Origin of the sequence: Streptomyces kebangsaanensis, assembly GCF_001906585.1 — a bacterium.
In the GTDB taxonomy this organism is placed as follows: Bacteria; Actinomycetota; Actinomycetes; order Streptomycetales; family Streptomycetaceae; genus Streptomyces; species Streptomyces kebangsaanensis.
Genome location: NZ_JUJA01000035.1, coordinates 1 through 3,768, shown reverse-complemented (window position 1 = coordinate 3,768; position 3,768 = coordinate 1). Strand labels below are relative to the sequence as shown.

The following is a 3,768-nucleotide window of genomic DNA, read 5'->3' as shown; positions in this document are numbered from 1 at the left end:
GATCGAGCCGCTGATACGGAAGCGGCTGGCGGGGCGGGGGATCGCGGTGACCGTGTACGACCACGACGGGTGAGGCCGGGCGGCCCGGGGGCAGGGAGCTGCCCCGGGCCGCCCGGCCGCCGCTCACCTGCTGTGCACGTCGTTCGTGGCCTGGATCCTCTTCCACGACCTCGGCTGTGCGGGAGCCGTCTGCGTCTTCGCCGGGGATACCGCCCGCGCCGCCGGGGCGGCCGGCTTCGACGGCTGGAACAGCCAGGTGTCGAAGAGCGCGGCCAGCGGCTTGCCCGAGACCTGCTCGGCGTACCTCTGGAAGTCGGCCACGGACGCGTTGCCGTAGGCGTGCCGCTGCGGCCAGCCCTTCAGAAGGGCGAAGAACGCCTTGTCGCCGATCTCGTCGCGCAGTGCCTGGACGGCGAGCGCGCCCCGGTCGTAGACCGCGATGTCGAACTGGTGGTCCGGTCCCGGATCACCCGGCGCGACCGTCCAGAAGGGGTCGTCGGCGGGGTGCGAGGCGTACACGTGGTCCGCCAGTTCCTGCGCCGTGCCCTCGCCCTCGTGCTCGGACCACAGCCACTGGGCGTAGCGGGCGAAGCCCTCGTTGATCCAGATGTCCTTCCAGCCCTTGAGCGACACGCTGTCGCCGTACCACTGGTGGGCCAGTTCGTGGACGACGACCGAGGTGTTGGAGCCGTTCGCGAACTGCCTCGGGCTGTAGTACACCCGGGTCTGCGTCTCCAGCGCGTACCCGGTCGTCGTGTTCGGCACGTAGCCGCCGGCCGAGCTGAACGGATACGGCCCGAAGAAGCCGCTCAGCCAGTCGACGATCTCGCCGGTGCGCTCCACGCTCGCGCGTGCCGCCCCGTCGTTGTCGCCGAGGTCCCTGCTGTAGGCGTTGATGACGGGAACGCCGTCCTCCGAGGTGCCCGTCGTGATGTCGAACTTCCCGAGCGCGAGCGTGGCCAGGTACGTCGCCTGCGGCTTGTTCTCGCGCCAGTTGTAGCGGGTCCAGCCCAGCTTGGAGGTGACCGACTGCAGCGTGCCGTTGGAGATCGCCTGCGTGCCGTCCGGCACGGCCACCGACACGTCGTAGGTGGCCTTGTCGCTCGGGTGGTCGTTGCTCGGGAACCACCACCAGGCCGCCTCGGGCTCGTCCGCCGCGACCGCGCCGTCCGGGGTGCGGTGCCAGGTGGTGAAGCCGTAGGCGCTCTTCGTCGACGGCACTCCGCTGTAGCGGACGACCACCGTGATCGGTGTGCCCTTGGCCAGCGGGGTCTTCGGGGTGACCATCAGTTCGTGCTGACGGGCGGTGGTGAACGCGGCCTTCACGCCGTTGACCCGCACCTCGCCGACGTCCAGCAGGAAGTCCAGGTTGAAGCGGGAGAGGTCCTGCGTGGTCCGTGCCGAGATCGTGGCCGTACCCGCAAGCTCGTCCGTCGCGGGCTGGTAGGTCAGCCTGAGGTCGTAGTGGGAGACGTCGTATCCGCCGTTGCCGTAGTCGGGGTAGTAGGGGTCGCCGATACCCGGTGCGCCGGGGGAGTGGCTCGCGGCCGATGCCGGGATCGCCAGCAGGAGGGTGGCCGCCGCCAGTGCGCCCGGCGCGATGATTCTGCGGTGCACGTCAGCTCCAAGTCGTAGGGGCGCGAGGTCTGTTCGGACCCTATTGAGTCCCTGCGCCCACAGACGTGTCCATGACCACCTCGTTCACAGGATCGCCATTCGGCCGTCATGGGGGAAGCACGCCCGGGGGTCCTTTCCGGGAGGGGACCGGTGGCGCACTGAGCGCGGTCGGGCGCGGCCGTTAGGATCGGCCGTCTGATGACTGCCACCCTCGTCGCCAAGAATCTCGCCGCCGGGCACGGCGACCGCGCGCTGTTCGCCGGGCTCGACCTCGTCGTCGCGCCCGGGGACGTGATCGGGCTGGTCGGCGCCAACGGCGCCGGCAAGTCCACGCTGCTCCGGATGCTCGCCGGGCTGGACGCGCCCGAACAGGGCGAGTTCACGCTGTCCCCGCCGACGGCGACCGTCGGGCATCTGCCCCAGGAGCCGGAACGGAGACCGGGCGAGACCGTACGGGAGTTCCTGGCCCGCCGCACCGGGGTCGCCGCGGCTCAGCGGACGATGGACGAGGCCACGCAGGCGCTGGTCGAGGGCGCACCGGGGGCGGACGACGCGTACGCGACGAGCCTGGAGCGGTGGCTCGGCCTCGGCGGCGCCGACCTCGACGAACGCGCCGAGGAAGTCGCCGACTCCCTGGGCCTCGCCGTCGGCCTCGACCAGCTCATGACCTCCCTCTCCGGCGGCCAGGCGGCCCGTGCCGGCCTCGCCTCGCTGCTGCTGTCCCGCTACGACGTCTTCCTGCTCGACGAGCCGACCAACGACCTGGACCTGGACGGCCTGGAGCGGCTGGAGCGGTTCGTGACCGGGCTGCGCGCCGGGACGGTCGTCGTCAGCCACGACCGCGAGTTCCTCACCCGCACCGTCACCAAGGTCCTCGAACTCGACCTGGCCCAGGGGCAGATCAACCTCTACGGCGGCGGATACGCGGCCTACCTGGAGGAGCGGGAGGTGGCCCGCCGGCACGCCCGGGAGGAGTACGAGGAGTACGCCGACAAGCGGACCGCCCTCCAGGAGCGCGCGCAGACGCAGCGCACCTGGATGGACAAGGGCGTGAAGAACGCCCGGCGCAAGGCGGGCGACAACGACAAGATCGGCCGCAAGTTCCGCAGCGAGGCCAGTGAGAAGCAGGCCGCGAAGGCCCGCCAGACCCAGCGCATGATCGAGCGGCTGGAGGCCGTCGAGGAGCCCCGCAAGGAGTGGGAGCTGCGCATGGAGATCGCGGCGGCCCCGCGCTCGGGCGAGGTCGTCGCCACGCTGCGGGACGCGGAGGTACGGCGCGGGGACTTCGTGCTCGGCCCGGTGTCCCTGCGGATCGACTGGGCGGACCGGGTGGCCGTCACCGGCGCGAACGGTGCCGGCAAGTCGACGCTGCTGGCCGCCCTGCTGGGCCGGGTGGGCCTGGACGCCGGTCACGCGGCCCTGGGCTCGGGCGTCCTGGTCGGCGAGGTCGACCAGGCCCGCCGCCTGTTCCACGGCTCCGAAACCCTGCTGGACGCCTTCCGCGCGGCGGTTCCGGACACCGAACCCGTCGAAGTCCGCACGCTGCTCGCCAAGTTCGGCCTGAAGGCGGACCACGTCCTGCGCCCGGCCGCGACACTCTCCCCGGGCGAGCGCACCAGGGCCGCCCTCGCCCTCCTCCAGGGCAGGGGCGTCAACCTCCTGGTCCTGGACGAGCCCACCAACCACCTCGACCTGCCGGCCATCGAGCAGTTGGAGTCGGCGCTGGACTCCTACCAGGGCACTCTGCTTCTGGTCACCCACGACCGCCGCATGCTGGACGCGGTGCGCGTGACCCGCCGTCTGGAGGTCGCGGCGGGCAAGGTGACGGAACGTTAGGCATACCGCCCGCGAGGGGTGGCGACGCGGGCCCTACACTCGGTCACCGTTGCCCAGCGGAGCGAAACCGCAGACCGGAAGGGACGGTTGCCCATGTTCCAAGACGCCCCCATCTATCACCAGCTCATCGCCGAGCGCGGTGACGTGCCCGCACGTGTCCGCGACGCGGCCACGGACATACAGAGGCGACTGGAGGACGTGATGCGCACGGGGCGACCGTCGGCCGCCTTCGAGCCCGGCCCGCCACCCCCGGGCGCGGTCCCAGGGCCCCACTCGGCGCTGCCACCCGGACAGTACCCACCGCGCTGACGGCTC

2 protein-coding genes are annotated in these 3,768 nt (G+C 71.7%); one reads left to right on the top strand and one right to left on the bottom strand.

The window, feature by feature from the left end:
• Positions 1-123: 123 nt before the first annotated feature.
• Positions 124-1,617 (bottom strand): M1 family metallopeptidase, encoded by a 1,494-nt coding sequence (locus RH94_RS04260; RefSeq protein ID WP_073946315.1) that lies wholly within the window; start codon positions 1,615-1,617, stop codon positions 124-126.
• A 198-nt stretch (positions 1,618-1,815) separates the two neighbouring features.
• On the opposite strand from RH94_RS04260, the gene RH94_RS04255 reads away from it, so the two are divergent.
• Complete coding sequence (locus tag RH94_RS04255; RefSeq protein ID WP_073946314.1) at positions 1,816-3,453, top strand: ABC-F family ATP-binding cassette domain-containing protein; 1,638 nt, start codon at positions 1,816-1,818, stop codon at positions 3,451-3,453.
• Positions 3,454-3,768 lie beyond the last annotated feature (315 nt).